At 31.6% G+C, this 18,532-nt stretch carries 19 protein-coding genes; 7 read left to right on the plus strand and 12 right to left on the minus strand.

Features of this window, described 5'->3' with window-relative positions; all coding sequences use genetic code 11:
- Positions 1-23 precede the first annotated feature (23 nt).
- The 4 genes from AC0GLR_RS04765 to AC0GLR_RS04780 all read left to right on the plus strand — a co-directional run bounded on the left by AC0GLR_RS04765 (position 24) and on the right by AC0GLR_RS04780 (position 3,120).
- Complete coding sequence (locus tag AC0GLR_RS04765; RefSeq protein WP_495604334.1) at positions 24-947, plus strand: hypothetical protein; 924 nt, start codon at positions 24-26, stop codon at positions 945-947.
- Positions 948-967: 20 nt separating this feature from the next.
- Positions 968-1,300 (plus strand): STAS-like domain-containing protein, encoded by a 333-nt coding sequence (locus AC0GLR_RS04770; RefSeq protein ID WP_495604335.1) that lies wholly within the window; start codon positions 968-970, stop codon positions 1,298-1,300.
- Between the two features lie 2 nt (positions 1,301-1,302).
- Positions 1,303-1,869 carry a hypothetical protein gene (locus tag AC0GLR_RS04775; protein WP_495604336.1) on the plus strand — a complete coding sequence of 189 codons (567 nt, stop codon included), beginning with the start codon at positions 1,303-1,305 and terminating at the stop codon, positions 1,867-1,869.
- A gap of 87 nt (positions 1,870-1,956) precedes the next feature.
- On the plus strand, positions 1,957-3,120 hold the full coding sequence (locus AC0GLR_RS04780; RefSeq protein ID WP_495604337.1) for a tyrosine-type recombinase/integrase: 1,164 nt from the start codon (positions 1,957-1,959) through the stop codon (positions 3,118-3,120).
- A 252-nt stretch (positions 3,121-3,372) separates the two neighbouring features.
- Here the strand turns inward: AC0GLR_RS04780 and AC0GLR_RS04785 are convergent, their stop codons facing one another.
- The gene (locus tag AC0GLR_RS04785; protein ID WP_495604338.1) at positions 3,373-3,678 is read right to left on the minus strand and encodes a hypothetical protein; all 306 of its coding nucleotides are present in this window, start codon (positions 3,676-3,678) and stop codon (positions 3,373-3,375) included.
- Positions 3,679-3,858: 180 nt separating this feature from the next.
- Here AC0GLR_RS04785 and AC0GLR_RS04790 point away from each other — a divergent pair, with 180 nt between their 5' ends.
- Positions 3,859-4,740, plus strand: a complete 882-nt coding sequence (locus AC0GLR_RS04790) for a 3-hydroxyacyl-CoA dehydrogenase (protein ID WP_495604339.1) — start codon at positions 3,859-3,861, stop codon at positions 4,738-4,740.
- 45 nt (positions 4,741-4,785) lie between these two features.
- Here AC0GLR_RS04790 and AC0GLR_RS04795 read toward each other — a convergent pair whose 3' ends face one another.
- From AC0GLR_RS04795 to AC0GLR_RS04840, 10 genes are all read right to left on the minus strand, one after another.
- Positions 4,786-5,238: a DUF3021 domain-containing protein gene (locus AC0GLR_RS04795; protein WP_495604340.1), complete on the minus strand. Its 453-nt coding sequence runs from the start codon at positions 5,236-5,238 to the stop codon at positions 4,786-4,788.
- 1 nt (position 5,239) lies between these two features.
- Positions 5,240-5,680: a LytTR family DNA-binding domain-containing protein gene (locus AC0GLR_RS04800; protein WP_495604341.1), complete on the minus strand. Its 441-nt coding sequence runs from the start codon at positions 5,678-5,680 to the stop codon at positions 5,240-5,242.
- 129 nt (positions 5,681-5,809) lie between these two features.
- Positions 5,810-6,754: an exonuclease domain-containing protein gene (locus tag AC0GLR_RS04805; protein WP_495604342.1), complete on the minus strand. Its 945-nt coding sequence runs from the start codon at positions 6,752-6,754 to the stop codon at positions 5,810-5,812.
- Between the two features lie 92 nt (positions 6,755-6,846).
- Complete coding sequence (locus tag AC0GLR_RS04810; protein WP_495604343.1) at positions 6,847-7,398, minus strand: GNAT family N-acetyltransferase; 552 nt, start codon at positions 7,396-7,398, stop codon at positions 6,847-6,849.
- A gap of 179 nt (positions 7,399-7,577) precedes the next feature.
- Complete coding sequence (hdcB, locus tag AC0GLR_RS04815) at positions 7,578-8,078, minus strand: histidine decarboxylase maturation protein HdcB (RefSeq protein ID WP_495604344.1); 501 nt, start codon at positions 8,076-8,078, stop codon at positions 7,578-7,580.
- Between the two features lie 17 nt (positions 8,079-8,095).
- The gene (gene hdcA, locus AC0GLR_RS04820; protein WP_495604345.1) at positions 8,096-9,031 is read right to left on the minus strand and encodes a histidine decarboxylase, pyruvoyl type; all 936 of its coding nucleotides are present in this window, start codon (positions 9,029-9,031) and stop codon (positions 8,096-8,098) included.
- Between the two features lie 165 nt (positions 9,032-9,196).
- Complete coding sequence (hdcC, locus tag AC0GLR_RS04825; protein ID WP_495604346.1) at positions 9,197-10,657, minus strand: histidine-histamine antiporter; 1,461 nt, start codon at positions 10,655-10,657, stop codon at positions 9,197-9,199.
- A 76-nt stretch (positions 10,658-10,733) separates the two neighbouring features.
- Entirely contained in the window at positions 10,734-11,603 is an 870-nt protein-coding gene (locus tag AC0GLR_RS04830; RefSeq protein WP_495604347.1) for a DNA/RNA non-specific endonuclease, read from the minus strand.
- Between the two features lie 129 nt (positions 11,604-11,732).
- Positions 11,733-13,007 carry a dihydroorotase gene (locus tag AC0GLR_RS04835; protein WP_495604348.1) on the minus strand — a complete coding sequence of 425 codons (1,275 nt, stop codon included), beginning with the start codon at positions 13,005-13,007 and terminating at the stop codon, positions 11,733-11,735.
- A gap of 2 nt (positions 13,008-13,009) precedes the next feature.
- Positions 13,010-13,954, minus strand: a complete 945-nt coding sequence (locus AC0GLR_RS04840) for an aspartate carbamoyltransferase catalytic subunit (protein ID WP_495604349.1) — start codon at positions 13,952-13,954, stop codon at positions 13,010-13,012.
- 378 nt (positions 13,955-14,332) lie between these two features.
- Between AC0GLR_RS04840 and AC0GLR_RS04845 the strand changes: the two genes are divergently transcribed.
- Both AC0GLR_RS04845 and argF read left to right on the plus strand, forming a co-directional pair.
- Positions 14,333-15,274, plus strand: coding sequence for a dihydroorotate oxidase (locus tag AC0GLR_RS04845; protein ID WP_495604350.1), 942 nt, complete (start codon positions 14,333-14,335; stop codon positions 15,272-15,274).
- Between the two features lie 74 nt (positions 15,275-15,348).
- Complete coding sequence (gene argF, locus AC0GLR_RS04850; RefSeq protein ID WP_495604351.1) at positions 15,349-16,392, plus strand: ornithine carbamoyltransferase; 1,044 nt, start codon at positions 15,349-15,351, stop codon at positions 16,390-16,392.
- Between the two features lie 53 nt (positions 16,393-16,445).
- Here argF and AC0GLR_RS04855 read toward each other — a convergent pair whose 3' ends face one another.
- Entirely contained in the window at positions 16,446-18,299 is a 1,854-nt protein-coding gene (locus AC0GLR_RS04855; RefSeq protein WP_495604352.1) for an NlpC/P60 family protein, read from the minus strand.
- Positions 18,300-18,532: the final 233 nt, after the last annotated feature.

An 18,532-nucleotide genomic window follows, 5' to 3' on the forward strand; every position in this document is an offset into this window, starting at 1 on the left:
TTGGACTAGCAAAAATATATTTAATGAATAATTATAATGGAGGGTATATTTTAATTAAAAACTATATAGTCTTACCCAAAAGTATGAATATGAAACCTAATATAATAGAAAATCTATTAAAAGATTTTTATATTATAATGAATTCTAAAAGTGAACTAAAAAAAGAAGTCATAATAGATTTTTCTAGTGTTATATGGATTTCTGGTGAATTTACCCCTTTTTTAGCAACTCTTATGAGAGAACTTCAACATAATGGATTCAAGGTTAAAGTTATACCAAGTAATAATAAAAGAGTTAGTGAGTTTCTAGATAAAAATGGATTTAATTACTGTTTATTGAATCATGATATTACCGTTGATACATATGATACAACAATCCAATTTGTTGAATTAGTACCCCAGTCTATTGATGAAGTTAATAATTATATAGATAAAAAACTTTTTCAAAAAATCAAGAACGAAGTTAGATATGACATTCCAAAAAACTCTTCGTTTTATGCATCTATATTTGAACTATGTGATAACGTTAAAGTACATTCTGGTAGCGATGTAATAAGATTATGTGGTCAGTTTTATCCTGCCCAATCAACAATTTGTTTTTCAATATGTGATAATGGGATAACAATTCCAAAACTAGTTACTAATAAAAATAAATTTTTAAGTGATTGGTCCGACTCTGATTTAATTGACTGGTCTACAAAAGAAGGTAACACTACAAAAGATGAAGTTTCGGCAGGAATGGGATTATTTGATACTTTTAAATCATCTCTTGCTAGTAACGGTTCAATGAAAATTCTATCTAATTTTGGATTTTGGAAAGTTAAAAAGAACGGAAACATAACAAAACGAAATCTAAAATATCCATTTCATGGTACTTGTGTTACATTTTCAATGAATACAGAAGAAAACGACGATATTATTATGGAAAATGAAGCTGTAGAATTTTAAGAAAAGGAATAATTTTAATTATGGAAAAAGATATTAATGTAAAAAATATAATAAATTCTAATATTGCTGTAAGCTCAGATCAAGGAAAAGAACTATTTAATGTTTTACAAAAAAACATTTCAAATAATATAATATCAAATGTTTATTTTACTGGAATTAGCGTAGTAACTACTGCATTTTTAAACAAAGCAGTAGGAGATTTATATCAATTAACTGATTCCAATACTTTAAATAAATTTATTAAAATTAAAACTAAAGGCTTAACAAAACCACAATTTGAAAAAATAACTCTTGTAATGAAAAATTCTAAAAGACGTTTAACAAAAGAGGAAACGGATAAGAAAATATTCTAATTATGACAAAAATTAAAAGAATTGAAGCTTATGATTTTAATAATGAAAAAATTATAATTGATACCAATATATTATTATTAATTTTTAGAGTATCAACTAACGATGATGGTAGAACACCTTATGAAGATAAACTTAGTAATATATTTTTTGAAATATATGAAAATAATCATAATGCATGGCTAATAAATCAATCTATACTATCTGAATTTATAAACAAATCCTTAAGAAATTTTTGGGAATCATATAAAGAGGATACAAACAATCCTAAACTCCCCTATAAAAGTTTTTTTGAAAAAAATGAAATAATAACTGGTTATAGAGATACTGATGACTTTAAAAATAAATATAAATTAGTATTAGTTTCAGTTGAAGAAATACTTTCCTTAACAACCTTAATTTCTTCTTCTGTAAATGCAACTAAAAAAGCTGCATTAAAAAAATACAGAGGCTTAGATTTGACTGATGAAGAAATAATTCAAGACGCATTAGAAAATAATGCAATGATTTGGACAAAAGACAAAGATTATTTGAACGCTAAAGAATCAAACAAACTAACAATTTTAAAATAAAAAGTCGTTATTATAATGACTTTTTATTTTAAAATTGTTATCGAACGTATGTTTGCAATATATTTTTTATATTTAAAGGAGAAATTTATGGCAACAATTAAACCGTATACATTGAAATCCGGCGAAAAAAGATATTCAGTTAGTGGATATATCGGATTAAATCCTAAAACTAATAAACAGTTCAACTTTTTTCGAAGAGGTTTTAAATCAAAAAAAGCTGCTAATATAGCAGCTAAAAAAATAGAATTTGAAATTTTAAATGGAACCTTCAAAAAAGATAAAAATAAAAAGAATACTTTCCAAGAAATGTATGAAATGTGGTTTAAAAATGATTATTCCCAAGGAAATAGAAAGAGAAGCACTTTAGCCACTACAAAACGTAATTTTAGGCTTCACATATTACCTATTTTTCAAGATTATTTAATTGATAAAATAACGCCAAGTGATGTATATGATGCAGTAAAGCAATGGAACAAAGAAAAACTTCAGAAAACAAATCAATTAAAAAACTATTTATCTAACGTATTACAATTTGCTGTAACAAATGGTTATGTAGAAAGAAATGCTGCACAAGGCATCCGCGTTCCTAAACATGAACATAAGATAAATAGAGATACAATTGGTAACTATTATGATATTGATGAATTAAATGAATTTCTTAACTGTCTGAAAGAAGATAATAAAGGTAATTATCAACCATATGTCTTCTTCACCCTACTTGCATATACAGGATTACGAAAAGGTGAAGCATTTGCTTTAAAATGGAACGATATTGATTTTAACAATAATAAAATTGACATCAACAAAACATTATCAAAAGTTGAAAATGAATTAGTTATCCAAACACCTAAGACTAAAGGAAGTAAGCGAAATTTAAAAGTGGCCACACCCATAATTAACATTTTGAAAAAATGGCAAATTGAACAAAAGAAATTTTTATTAAAGTTTGGAATAAATCAAAATCCTCAAAATTTAATATTTACAAATAAAAAAGGAACTTTGTGGCAACCAACAAAAGCAAAAATTTGGTTAGATCGAACACAGAACAAGCATAATTTAAAACATGTAACTGCTCATGGATTTAGACATACTTTTGCTACTTTATCATTTGCTAACGGAGTTGATGTAAAAACTGTAAGTAAATATTTAGGTCATACAAATATTGAAACAACTATGGATGTTTATACTGCAGTTACTAAAGAACAGGAAAATGATGCAAGCGAAAAGATGGCAAAATTAATCAGATTATAGTTATCTACATCAAAATCTACATCACTAAAATATTTAATGTTTAGAACAGTATATAAATGTTGATATAACAACACATTCAAAAATAATGGTTTGAACCCAGTATACTCAATTATAATAAATAATTTAACATAAAAAGAGCCTGTAACTCTCATAGTTACAGGCTCTTTGTTTATAATTAAATAATAACTTATATAATCATATTAAAACGTATTCAATTGATTGGTATTAAGACATTTCATCTTAGAGTCTTCTTTATTTATTCAAAAATTTCCAAATTACTCCGCCAATAAATGCTGCAATCAATACCGGTATGAACAACATAAATACCAATTCTTTTGGCATATAGATTCCTAATAGGGCTAAGCATCCAAATAAGATAAAGCTGAAAATCAAAACAACTGTATCGATAAAACAAATGATTTGACCACAGTCGGCCCAAGCATTTTTATAAATTTTTCTTTTCATCAGTTTATCAATTAGCCATAAAGCTGCAGTAACAATCCACATAACAATATTAATTACAACCAATGTTTCTAATAAGTCAAGTATTTCAAGCATTTTAAACTCCTCCACTAATTATTGATTACAATTTAATTATATACTTTTATTTACAAAGATAAATTATTATCAGTTATCAACTTTATAAAATCAATAAGTTCATTTAATATATTGAAAAATTTGATGGTGTTATACTTATCTTGTTTAATTAACAGATAACTAACAAAGGAGATTAATAAAATGGAATTTAATAATGTTACAGTAGTTGGTGGTGGAACACTTGGATCACAAATTGCTTATATGTCAGCTTTTCATGGTAAAAATGTTACTATTTGGGGTCGAAATGATGGCTCATTAGACCGTGCTAAAGAACGAGTTAGTCGTTGGGCACAAGCAGTTAAAGAGGATCTTGGTGCAACTGATGAACAATTAGCCAGTGCGCAAAAACACCTTACTTATACTACTGATTTAGCTAAAGCATTAAAAGGCGCTGACTTAGTAATTGAAGCTCTCCCAGAAAACATTGAAACCAAGAAAGATTTCTATGAAAAATTTGCTAAATTAGCTGACCCAAAAACTATTGTTGCTACAAACACATCAACACTTTTGCCTTCTCAGTTTGCTGATGACACAGGCCGTCCAGATAAATTTTTAGCTTATCATTTTGCTAATGAAATTTGGAAGAACAATACAGCTGAAATCATGTCACAAAGTAAAACTGATAAAGATCTCCCTAAAATGTTTGAAAATTATTCTAGAGAAATCGGAATGGTTCCATTACTTGTTAATAAGGAACAGCCAGGTTACATTTTAAATTCACTGCTAGTTCCCTTCGTAACAGCTGGAATTCAACTTTGGGTTAAGGGAATTTCAGATCCAAAAACAATTGATAAAACTTGGATGATTGCAACTGGCTCACCAATGGGTCCTTTTGGATTTATTGATATGATTGGTTTGCGAACTGTTTATGAAATTAACAAAATGTCTAATGATCCAACTTCACAAAAAGCAGCTGAACTGCTTAAAAAAATGATTGATAACGGTGATATTGGTGTTGAATCTGGTAAAGGATTTTACACTTATCCTGATCCTGATTTTAAAAAAGCTGACTTTTTGAAATAAATTTACTAAAAGGTTTCTCATTTTGTTGATGAGAAACCTTTTTTATTATTGATTTCTTTTTTCTAATTCTTGATTAATTAATAATACGTTTTGTCTTGCTTCTAACATTGAACTAATCCAAATAGAAATATAAATGACAACAAAAATCATGGTAAATAGAACCAAATTTCCAAACCCAATTTTAAACCAACCACACAAAACAGCTAATGGTAAAAATAATGTATAAGTCACACAAAAATGAATAATCGTTTTTTTAGTAATGCTCCAATTCTCCTTTTTAAAAATTAATCCTGAAAATGAAAATATCATTCCAATCGTCATCCATAATAATCCCGACACAATCGTTGCAGTTAAATTTGAAGTAAAATGTTGCATAAAAATTGGAGTGGATGGTATGAACTCAGTAGAATGATAAATCCAAGAAAAGAAAACTGCATCCCAAAAACCAAAAAAAGTTCCAAATCCAGCTCCATATAAAATACATTTAAAGATTCTCATTTTAAATCAACTCCCGTTTTATTTTTTGTACAAATCTCCTAGATGCAAATAAAGTTTCATTATTTTTTAATATCATCTCATATGAACCAAGTTTACTTAACGAAAATCGTTTTACATAATCTAAATTAACTATTTCTGAACTAGAAATCTGCATAAATTCTTTTGATGACAATAAATCATTTAATTGATAAATCCGTTGTTTAATCCGATAATTTTGTCTGTCAGTTTTACAATAAACAATATTTTGATATGTATAAAATCGAACTATTTCTTGCAGTGGAATTGCAAATTTTTGCTTGTCGACATAGCCATACATTAATTTTTGCTTGGTTATTCTTTCAATTTCAGTAGCTAGTTCTTTCAATGACTCAGTTTTTTCTTTGGCATTAATTGTTACAAATGGATTAATAAATGAGTCTTTAATATTGAAGTATATTTTCATTACTTTTGCCCCCTTGTGTTTAAATCCTAGCAAAAAGAAGTTGTAAAACAATCCTTTTTATAGTAATCGGTTCAAAATAACTAATAATTGGAAAAGCATCCTGAAATTAATCATTTTTCAGGATGCTTTTTATCGAATCATATTCATAAATTGTTCTTCAGTAATAATTTTGATGTTTTTACCTTTAGTTGCATTTAATTCTTCTGCCCGACGCTGTTTGGTAGACTTCCCATCAACTACAATAGCAGGATTTTCGATACCTACTACCACATAATCGGTTTTTAATACTACTGATTTTTTAACTATTCCTCCTTCTCCTTCCACAATTTTTTGAGCTTGTTCTCTAGGAAGTTGTTTCAAGTCACCTGTAAAAACAAATATCTGATTCTTTAATTTAGCTTTGTTTTCTGGAACTACTAATTTATCAATCAATTGATTTCCAAACAATGCTCGTTGTTTATTAATCTCATTTTTACTCAATGACTTATCAAATTGATCATAAAAATAATCTTTTGCTTTCCATTGTCGAAATTTTGGTCGTGATGGCTTTTGTAAATAACCAGCATCACGTAACTTTTGATAGACAACTGCCGTAGTTTTAACATCATTCAAAGAATTATGAGAACGATTGTCAACCCCAAAGTAATTTTTTAAAGTTTCTAATTTTGTGTTTGGTAATTTTAATTGACTTTGAGCAGCCTGAGCAATGTCAAGAGTATCAACATATTCACATTGAGAAAGACTTAATCCATTATATTTTAAAAAAGATAAATCAAACATTACATTATGCCCAATCAGCGATTGATTACCAATAAAATCATTTAATTTAGGAATTATTTCCGTAATTCCAGGTGCACTATCTACATCTGAATTTGAAATTCCAGTTAAATTTTCAATAAATGGACTTATTTGCTTATGAACAGGTTTTATTAAAGTATCCAAATAATCCAGTTCTTGATCCTGTTTAAATTTAACAGCTGATACTTGGATAATTTCATCACGTTCTTTTTTTAGACCAGTAGTTTCAATATCTAAGACCACATAGTCATATAATGGCTGCCTAATTTTTTTCATCATCTGTTCTCCAATTAAAAAGAGTTAGTACTTTAATAAAAGCATAACTCTTTTTTTGATTAGTTTCGATTAATTTTTCTAGATCGTTAATTTTACAGTTCACTAACTTCATGTTTTGATAACACCCATTGATTAGCATCATGCCATCCATCAGCTAATTTAATAGATTTTTCTTTTAACTCCATCAACTTAAATCCACATTTCTTGGCAACTTGGTTACTAGGAAAATTATCCACAGCAGCATCAATAATAATATTCTTTAAAGCTAATTCTGTAAAACCAAATTTACACATTCCTAAAACAGTACGATGCATAATCCCTTTCCCAATAAATTGATTACCAAGCCAATAGCCGATTTCACCATTTTTATGCTTAGTATCAAAACGATTAAAACTAATCATTCCAGCAACTTTTCCCCGATAAATAATCACAGTGGATAATGATTTACCCAGTTCGTATTCTTTCATAGATTGATTTAAAAATTTTATTTCATCATTAACGGTAGCCATTAGTTGGGCCCAAGGTAGCCATTTACCTATATTCATATTTGATTGCTGAATTAACTTATATAAATCAACTGCATCTTGGTATGAATCAGGTAGCTTAAGTGTAATCTCATTATCTATTTTTAATGGTAAAGACACAAAAATCACCCATTCAACTTTCTGATAGTTAAAGAGATGATACCTGATTAATTATTAATTTACAATGACTCTGTCAATTGTGGATGATGTTAAACATAGTGCAAAATATAAATAACTGATGGAAAAGTAACTGAAGACCCATACAAAGAAAAAAATAAACATTTCTTGAGCTACATCATTCATTTTCCAGCTTTTGAAATTGATCCATTTAAGTCATCATATTCGTAACGACTAATTTTCCCAGTTTGCAATGCTTTACGTAATTTATCAATTTCCATTGCATGATCTGGATTACTCAAATAATTATTCTCGCCGCGATTTGTACCAATATAAGTTGCATCTAAAAGTGACTTAGGTTTGATTATTTGAACGAAATCAAATACTCTTCCTGTTTTAATTTGATTAATTTTATACACATGATTTTCAAACTCGAATTGAATTTCCCCATTGGGAGTTCCATTAATAAATTTCAATTTTTTTACCTGAAGCAGCGGAAAAGTTTTGGTAGTATCTTTTTGTGCTAAAATCAATGTTTGTTTCGTAGCTAATAACACAACTTCTGTTTGTTTAATTTTACCTAATAAAAATGAAATTATTTTTTGCGTTCCAAACTTTTGTTGTAAGATTTGATAAAAATCAATATTTATTTGATTTTTGAGAGTCGCTATTTTTTTGTTCATTGTCTTGACCTTATTAATCAATATTCAATATGTTGATCTTCAACAATCGATTGATAATTCATCTTTTCAAGCCATTTTGGCAACGTTAATTTCTCCATGATATTCATATCTACATCTGGAGTTAAGATTGATCCACCTGGAATCGCATCAACTGGAATTGAAAAGTATGGCCCAACCGTGATAGCATTGCCAATCTCACCAGGTTTCATCATTACATGAGCAAATCCAATCCAGGAACTAGCAAATGAAGTATTAGCATCCTGACCGCATTGAGCAATTGATAAAGCAATTGCTCTACGTCGTTGATCTAAAAATTCATTTAAATCATCCTCATTTGGAGTATCCCAAATCCCTGCATCTTCAATAAACATTGATGAATTATGAACTGGATCTTTGGCAATTGAAATGGCAATGGCAGACCATACCCCATAACTTTCTCCTGGTTTTAATGGCCGATCTTTTTTGGGACGATACGAAGTAACCCCTTTATTTGCACAAACAATAAAACTACCAGGTGCTGGATAATGACGGCGATTATCTGCCGTACCAAAATATTCAACTAAGGTATCTTGAAGCGGCTTCCCATCATAAATAGGTAATTTAGAACCATCCCATTGTTCTTCTTCAAATAATGGCTTGGCATTATCAACTGCTGGGTTCCTTAATAAATCATAACCTAAAATATGCCCCTGCACTCCTGTAAAACTTGAAGCAGTTGTCATATTAATCTGACCCATATAAGCATTTTTACATTCAGCACGATCATATGAAACAATGCCATCTAACACATCATCATCAGTTTTGACTCTTGTGCCAGCATCAACCTTTAACCCAGTTACATAACCTGTCCCAAGATTTCCTGGTTCCATATAGCCACGTGAGTATTGTTTATAAGGACTAATTGCAATACGATCAATTCCTTCTTGGTTTAAAATATTATCAATTTTTGCCATTAAAATTTCTCCTAATCATTCTTAAGATTATTAATTCAACTTTAATGGTAGCACAAGCAAAAGTTTGTTACACATTTCACATCTTGGCTTTTGTGCAATTATCTAATTATTTTACAAAATAAAAACTGTTAGCCGAATTAACCAGCAATAACAGTTTTACTAAATCTATTTAAGTATAATGAACAACCCTATTACAGCAATTAAAACAATCATAACAGCAAAAATTCTCTCAAATTTACCAAAAACTGGTTTAGTAGGAGCATATTGTTTTCTAGCATAGATAAACAACGGAATTCCAATTGCATATATTACAAAAGCAATCGTTAAATATTTAATCCCAGCTGTGTAACCCATAAACAAGGTTCCAATAATTGCCAAGAATGCAGTAATAAAGGCACCTGTACGTGAAGTAGATACGACATTTTCCTCTGGATTAAAAGTTTCTTTTTTAGCACTGATTTTAGCTAAAAATAGCATTGAAATCAAATATGGTGGAACAGTCATGGTAGCCACAATTGTCAGTGTCGTATTAAATGCTCTTCCAGCAAAATGAGTAAAGAAAATAATAATTTGAATCACTAACACTGTCATTAATAATGAAGCAACCGGAACATTGTGTTTCCCCATCTTGGTGAAAAATTTAGGGAAAGTTCCGTCTTCTGCGGCTGCTCGTGGCATTTCTGACAATACTAGAATCCAGCTTAGCCAACTCGCTAAAACTGCAACGATTACTCCAAAGGTAATAATCAAACGTCCAACAGGACCCATTACATATTGCATTAAGCCAGCCGTTGATGGACTAGACAAATTAGCAAGCTGTCCATAACTTTTTAGCCCTAATGGAAGAATTGATACTAAAGCATATAACACCAAACAAATTAAAAAACCGTCTCTAGTAGCATGACGCACATCTTTTTGACTTTTAGCATTTCCTGAAAGAACAACTGCACTTTCCACTCCTGAAAATACCCAAAGAGTAGTTAACATGGCGCCTTTAACTTGAGAAAAAAGACTGCCTAATGCTTTATCATCGACATGAGGCAAATTTTTAGCTGCCATAGGATTGGTAATAAATGTCTGCCAATTAAATGCTACAATCATTACAATAATGAAAAATGCAACAATTAACAACATACAAACTGTGCCTAGCATATCAACATTACTTGTGGTTCTAATCCCTTTTACAATTAACGAAGCCATAATCCAAAGTACTAAAGAACCACCGATCACAGCTGCCCAATTGTTACCGCCTGCAAAAGTTCCCGGCCAAAAAGCATTTAAAGTCGACATTAATAATACGGAATAAGCAGCAATTGCAAATGACTGACAAATCCAATAACCCCAACTAACGAAAAAAGCGGTAAAATTACCAAATCCGGCATGAGCATAATGATAAAGCCCCGTCGTATATTGTGGTCTTACTTGTGACAAAATCAAAAATGATTTAACAATCAATCCAATAATTAACCCAGAAATTCCCCAAGCAATTATTTGGGCAATTAAACCAGCATGTAGTGCCATATTTTGGGGTAAATCATAAATTCCCCCACCAACCATCGCTGAAAGTACAAAGGCAGTTAATCCAAGTGTACCAATTTTTTCATCTTTTTTATTATTCAAACTCACACCTCTTTCGTGATATCTTCATTATAAAGACATCGAATGTGTTTAGCAATCAAACTCATAATTAGTAAATTTTGTACTAAAAATGATAATGTCCTTTAATATGAAATACACGATGATGTTTATGAGATTGATAACCAGTGTTAAATTTCTTATAAGTTTTTGAATGATAATTTTCATAATTAATTGGTGTAGGAACTTGCATACTTGGATCAACGTTTGAACGTCCAGTAGCATAATCGAAGCTTAATCCAGGTTGCACATTATATAAGTACCGATTAAAATGTACGCTGCCATCAGTACTAGCGGCCTGAACCCATAAACCTTGAGCCATTAAGTCATTACCATCATATATCGGTGTCACTTGATAAATCACTTTTTTATTTTTTTCTAAAGCGTTTCTAACCATTTGTTCGTTAATTGTCATTACTTTTTGATTTGAAAAAGCTGATTGTGTAAATAAATTTTTCGGATTATCAATCGATCCCTTCTGACCTGGATCGAATTGTCCATTACTGTTCAAATTAAAACTGCATGAATATGCAATTAAATGTCCCCGGTTGACTGGAAAAACTTTTTTCCCATTAACCTTTTTGGGTTGATTATACCATCCAGTTGGTTTGAAAACTTGCGGTGCTCGACCTTCAGAATGTCCCAAATTATTTTTTGTTAAATAAGCAGTCGCTGTTCCCGCTCGATTTAAATGGTCAAGATTAGAAAAATTAATTTTACTAGTATCATAATTAATTTTTGGGATTGTTTCTGGATTATCCTTATTTAAAACTTCATAAGCCTGTGAACCAGGTTGGTATTGTTTCTTTTGTAATGCTTGATATGTAGAAGTTTGTTCTAAATTTTGGGATTCATCGGCCTTAACGACATTTAAAGGAACACTTAGCAGTGCTGAACTTACTAATGTAATAGCACCTAACTTAACCGAATTTTTCATTTTTTATCCTTTCTATTGATGGCGAACGTCTGTTTTGTATCTTAAATTAATTTCAAACTTCTGTCAAAATTATTTGATTGCAAATAAAAAATTCCATCACAAATAATTGTGATAGAATTCTGTGTTTATCTAGTCTTGATACACAAATTTTCCATTTGTAAAGGTAGCCAAATTATTGGCACTGACTTGATATCCAATAAAAGGAGAATTAAGTCCCTTTGACTTCATATTAGATGCGGCAATCCTATGCTGATGCTGCAAATCCCAAACAGCAAAATTAGCTAGATTCCCGATTTTAATTTCATTATCATTTGTTAATTTAAATTTTTTAACTGGTGCGCTGCTCATCCACTTTAATAAGTGTTGGAGCGTAACTTTCTTAGTTACAACTAAAGAAGTATATAACAAAGGAAATGCTGTTTCGATTCCAGTAATTCCAAAAGCTGAATCAACAAATGAATTCCCCTTATCAGTCACTGTATGTGGGGCATGATCGGTAGCAATCATATCAATCGTTCCATCTAACAATCCCACTAATAATGCCTCGCAATCTTCTTTGTTTCGTAATGGTGGATTCATTTTATACATTGGGTTATCCATTTTGATCATAGAATCATTCAGTAATAAGTGATGTGGGGAAACCTCTGCCGTTACGTTGACCCCATCAGCTTTAGCACGTCGAATCAATTCAACACTACGCGCTTTAGAAACATGACAAACATGATAATGCACACCAGTAACTCTAGCTAATTCTAAATCACGAGCTAGCTGACTTGTCTCAGCCACTTCATTAGCTCCTTTAAGCCCTAATGTCTTTGAAACTATCCCTTCATTCATCACTCCACCATTCATCAAAGCGTGATCTTCTACATGGGCAGCTAATGGCAATCCAGTTTTAGAAATTTCAGTCATTGCATCAAACATCGTTTTACCAGTTTGAATTCCAATTCCATCATTACTAAAAGCAACTGCTCCTGCACGTTTCATCGCAGCAAAATCAACTAATTGATTACCGCGTTCATCATAGGTTACAGGAGAATATTGCTTGACATTAATAACACCCTGTTTTTCGTTATAAGTAATCATTTCTTTTAATTTATCAGGAGTATTAGGTACTGGAGTTACATTGGGCATGGCACAAACGGTAGTATATCCCCCATGAGCAGCAGCTTCACTTCCAGTTTTCACTGTTTCTTTGGCAGTTTGTCCTGGATCACGAAAATGAACATGAACGTCTACTAAACCGGGAAGGATTGTTTTCCCTTCAGCATTAATTATTTTTTCAACAGACTCAGTTGTAATTTTTTTTTGTAATTTTTTGATTATTCCATCTACTAACAACACATCTTCTTGCTGTAATTGTTCGTCGTGATAAACTTGAGCATTTTTAATTAAAATTTTCATAATTAATTAAATCCTTTAATTTCAGCTGGACTAACAATTCCTTTATTGACTAAAATATCGGTTAAAATTGCCATTCGCATGTACATTCCATTCTCCATTTGTTTAAAAATTCTTGATTTATCACTTTCTACTAATTCAGAATCAATTTCAATTCCTCGATTAACTGGCGCTGGGTGCATAATAATAGCATTATCTTTCATCATGCCATAACGTTCTTTGGTTAATCCGTATTGTTGATGATAATTCGTCGCATCAAATTTATCTGCTGCTTTTCCAAGTCGTTCTTTTTGAACACGTAACAGCATCACAACATCTGAATTTTGGGTTGCCTCGTCAATGCTTAAATGAGAACCATAGTTTGCAAACTTTTCATCATACCACTGATCTGGACCAGCAAATGAAACATTTGCACCTAACTTAGTAAGTAATTCCATATTAGATCTAGCAACTCGAGAATGATTTAAATCGCCAATAATACTAATATTTAATCCTTTAAATGTCCCAAACTCTTGATAAATTGTCATCATATCAAGTAAAGATTGAGACGGATGCTGGCCACTGCCGTCCCCCGCATTAACAATGCTAATATCTAAGTTAGCTTGTAGAAGTTTTTTATAAAATTCATTATCAGAATGACGGATAACGGCAAAATCGACTCCGATAGCTTGGATGGTTTTAACAGTATCTAATAATGTTTCACCTTTCGTAACTGAACTTGCTTCGGCATCAAATTGTAAAACTTGAATTCCTAATCGTCTTTCAGCCATTTCAAAACTAGTATGGGTTCTAGTACTATTTTCAAAGAAAAGGTTCATTGCATAAGTCGGACGATTAAGCCGTATCGTTTTCCCCTCACTAAATAACTGTGCTAATTTAATTTTATGCAATACCTGTTGTTGAGTCAGATCTGCAACTGTTACTAGGTCATGCTTGGTTGTTAATGCCATTTTATATCCCCCAAGATTTTCATCCGTTGTAAATAAAACTGCATAAATAAAAGACATACTACAATTAACGTAGTATGTCTTTTTTAAAACATTACCAGTTAACTTCTCGATCTCTCTGAATCGAATTAAAGTATTCTCCATTTATTGCTATCTACTTTATCCAAATTCATTAAAGATGTCAATAGACATAATATTATTGACATCCCATCAGGAATTCAGTAATATTTACAATAATTAATCTTAACTTGGTTCAGAGAAGCCAAAAGACCCTATTACTAATTAATATAAACATATCGCTGTCGCAATTTTGACTACCTAGTATTTCTCTGAAAACCATGGTCTTAATTGTGACTTTTTGTATATAAAGGAGTTTTTACAATGACTAACATCTCAATTTCCGCAACTATTGGTAATGAAACCTTTCAATATCCTTTCATCAATGCTGCAGGTGTTTCTGATGAAACAGCTGCTGAAATGAATCAAATTTTAAATTCTGAAGCCGGTGGAGCAACTACTAAAAGTGCCACTTTAAAATCTCGTAAAGGAAATCCAAAGCCTCGCTATGCGGATACTGAATTTGGCAGTATTAATTCCATGGGTCTTCCAAATCAAGGATTAGACTATTATTTAGATTTCATTGAACGAAATCAAATTAATAAACCAATTGATCTATCAATTTCTGGTACCTCTATGAAAGATAATTTAACTGCACTCAAAAAGGTACAAAAAAGCAGTTTCACTGGTTTATGTGAATTAAATCTTTCTTGTCCTAATGTAATTGGTAAACCTCAAGTCGGTTATGATTTAAATGCAATTGAAGAAACTTTAACATCTGTGTTTGAATTTTTTACTAAACCATTAGGATTAAAACTTCCACCTTATTTTGATCTTCAACAGTATGATGCCGTTGCTAAAATCTTAAATAAGTATCCATTAACTTATATTAATACCATTAATAGTGTTGGAAATGGATTAGTCGTTGATGCTAAAACCGAGTCAGTCGTAATCAAGCCTAAAGGAGGCTTTGGTGGAATCGGTGGAACATACGTAAAACCGGTAGCACTTGCTAATGTTCGTGCATTTCGCCAGCGTCTCAATCATGAAATTAAGATTATTGGTACTGGTGGCGTTAAAACTGGCTTGGATGCTTTCGAACTAATTTTATGTGGTGCAGATATTGTAGAAGTTGGAACTGCCCTTGCTCAAGAAGGACCACAAATTTTTGCCAGGTTAAATCAGGAACTTGCAACTATCATGCAGGAAAAAGGTTACCATCAACTATCTGATTTCCGTGGCAAATTAAAAGAATATCAGAATTAGCTAAAACTGTTGTAAATCTCAATGTACGTGACAGTCAATTATTAAAAAAGAAATTCAATTATAAGGAATTACATATGAATACATTAAAAGAATTACTATCTATGCAAGGACATTCATTTTTAAAAGAAGCTGATTTTACACCTGCACAAATCGAAGCTTTAATTGATTTTTCAATTAATCTTAAAAATGAAAAACAGCAGACTGGTAAAGTAACTAAATATCTTCATGATAAAGATTTAGTTCTTTTGTTTCAAAAAACTTCTACGAGAACCCGACTTTCCTTTGAGCTTGGCGGAGATGATTTAGGTGCTAATACAGCATATATTGACCCTACTTCGAGCCAGTTTGGTAAAAAGGAATCAGTCGCGGATTCTGCTAAAGTGTTCGGGGAACTTGCAGATGGAATTGAATATCGAGGATTCGCTCAAAAAGATATGGAAATCATGGCAGCTAATACTGGTGTTCCAGTTTGGAACGGTTTGTCAAACGAATGGCATCCTACTCAAATGATTGCTGATTTTATGACTATCAAAGAAAATTTTGGTTACTTAAAAGGACTGACCTTAACTTTTGTGGGAGATGGACGTAACAACATGGCTAACTCCCTCTTAGTAACAGGCTCAATGCTAGGAGTTAATGTTCATATCGTAGCTCCTGACTCCCTACAACCAGTTCCGGAAATTCAGAAATTGGCAGCTAACTTTGCTAAAAAATCTGGAGCTCATCCACTAATCACTGCTGATATTGAAAATGGTGTAAAAAATAGCAATATTATTTACACCGATGTCTGGGTTTCAATGGGAGAATCTAACTGGCAGGAACGAATCAAACTATTGTTACCTTATCAGGTTAATATGAAAATGATGCGAGCAACTGGGACTCCTGATAACCAACTAATTTTTATGCATTGTCTCCCTGCTTTTCATGATGGTAACACCAGTACTGCAAAAGAAGCAGTCAAAAAATACAATCTAAAAAGTCCAGAAATGGAAGTTACTGACGAAGTATTTCAAAGCAAGTTTGGACAGCAATTCAGTGAAGCTGGCAATCGAAAATATTCCATTATGGCCATCATGGCAGCTACTCTGGGTGATTTAAACATGTATGCTGAACATTAAAAAAATAAAAAAACTTTCACGAATTTTAATCGTGAAAGTTTTTTTGGGTTAAATTATTTGTTAGCCTTTCGACGTTTAATACCGAAAAGAGTCATTAATCCTAGTATAATTGCTCCTAAAATTGATGCAAGCAAAGTAGTTTGTTCACCAGTTTGTGGTAAAACACTATTACCTTTACTATTCGATCCTGCATGATTCTGACTAGCTGCATTAGTTTGGTTATCAGTCATAGCAGCCTTAACTGAATTTGCATCAGCAACATCAGAAGTAACTTTACTACTACTAGAGTTATTATTTGAAGAACCAGTTTGTCCATTACCTGATTTTGATGAACCAGCAGTTAAAGCACTAGTAGCTGCTTGAGTTTGATTAACCGCTTGAGTAGTCGTTTGCTTGTTAGCATCATTTTGATTACTAGTTTTAACTTGACTATTCAAAGTTTGATTTACATCATTATTTGTACTCTGGTCATTACTAATTGGGGTAATAATTTCAGAATTATTTTTACCATCTTGAGTAATTTTAAATTTAGTATCTAAATTGGTTTCTGGTGTACCTGGTTGGTAACCAATAGAAGTATCGTTAGTCACTGCAAAGTTTTTACTAAATAGCTTAGTATAATTGGATGGTGCTAAGTAATTAGAATCGTCTACAGTTGCGGTAGGCTGACTAGCAGCTACTTTATTTTGGCTTGGTGTTGTATTACTAGCATTATTAGTGTTAGCAGCACCGTTATCAGAAGTTGTATTATTAGCAGCTACACTGTAGTTATTAGTAGAATCAGTTGCATTAACTACTCCATTTACCCGACCAAAAAGTACTTGACCTGGGAAGTATCCCGATGAATCATTATTAATTACTCCTCGGTTCTGAGCATCCAACATTAAACCATTTCCAAGGTAAATTCCATCATGATAGATACTACCATCATTAAAGAATACTAAGTCACCAGCTTGAGCTTCATCTGAAGATATATGTTGAACAGCTGCATATTGGTCAGAAGCAACTCGTGGTAAATTAATTCCATTTTGGCCAAAAACATATTGAACGAATCCAGAACAATCAAATCCAGCAGGTGTAGTTCCACCCCAAACATAAGGAGTTCCAACATATTGCTTACCAGTATTAATAATTGAACTAGCATTATTAGTAGTTGTTGATGGAGCATTATTTACAGCTAATGAAGTGGTAGCTGCCGCCTGTCTATTTACTGGAGCTGCTGTAGCAGTTGTTTGTGGAGCGGCACTCTGTGTAGGCGCTTGTGTAGTTGCAGGTGCTACATTAACAGAAGCATTATTAGTTACTGCTAAATTAGTAGTAACGTTTCTAACTTGGTTTTGTGGTACAGAAGTCGAAGCTGCTTGAACGTTAGATTCGGTAGTCTGACTATCATCATTATTTACTGTAGGAGTTGACTGAGCAGTAACATTATCTGCAGTTGTATTTTGTGGGGTTGGTGTACTTTGATTATCAGTTACTTGGTTATCAGCTGGTTGATTAGCTGCAGGTGTATTATCAGCTGCTTTTGCTACATTATCATCAGTAGTAGCAGCATTATCAGCTACATTTTGACCAGCTGGAGTAGTATTTTGATGCTGATTGTCTGTTACAGCTGCATTATTCAATTGATCAGCAATATTTTGATTATTATTTTCACTTTGATTGTTAGTTACATCATTAGTATTTGAAGTTGTTTGTTGATTTGACTGTTGATCAGTTTGCTTACTTGTATCATTATTATTAGTTTGTACAGATTGATTAGTTGGAGTTGTATTAGGTGTCACATCTGCAGAAGCACTGTTAGAAGCAAGTAATACTCCACCTGAAACCATTAAAGTTGCAATTCCAGCAAACATCCATTGTTTACCAGCCTTATACATTTTATAGTGTAATTTTTCGTTCTTCATTAAGTAAAACTCCTTTATGGGTTATCTTATAATTATAATTTATATTTACTTTTCCACTTACGATGATCATAATATCATCACAAAACCAATATATGGAGTTAAAAACCCTTTTTTAACAAGATTGTCATATAAATGAAATATATTACAAATACATTAAGAAAGGCAAATACAATCGTTTGACTTTAATTGACCAATGGTAGTACACTAAGTTCCCATGGGTATTAAATATTTAG

This window comes from Fructilactobacillus sp. YLN 2412 (assembly GCF_059488745.1).